The following is a 398-nucleotide window of genomic DNA, read 5'->3' as shown; positions in this document are numbered from 1 at the left end:
GGAACGCCATCACAATCTGCATCGTTTACATTAGAGTTTGTGTTAGTTGCGTCGTTATCATCACAGTCTTCACTGGTTGGAACACCGTCACAATCCGCATCATTGACGTTACTATTCGTATTGGTAGCATCGTTATCGTCACAGTCTTCGCTTGTTGGAACACCATCACAATCGGCATCGTTGACGTTTGAGTTTGTATTGGTTGCGTCATTATCGTCACAATCTTCTGACGTTGGAACACCATCACAATCGGCATCATTGACGTTACTATTCGTATTGGTTGCATCGTTATCATCACAATCTTCAGATGTTGGAACACCATCACAATCAGCATCATTGACATTTGAGTTTGTGTTTGTAGCATCGTTATCATCACAGTCTTCACTGGTTGGAACACC

1 pseudogene is annotated in these 398 nt (G+C 42.5%); it reads right to left on the bottom strand.

Features of this window, described 5'->3' with window-relative positions:
- A pseudogene (locus OS191_RS00035) lies at positions 1-398 on the bottom strand (hypothetical protein); the annotation flags it as partial.

It is taken from the genome of Xanthomarina sp. F2636L (assembly GCF_026410195.1).
Taxonomy (GTDB): Bacteria; Bacteroidota; Bacteroidia; order Flavobacteriales; family Flavobacteriaceae; genus Xanthomarina.
This window is presented reverse-complemented; position numbering and strand designations above follow the sequence as displayed.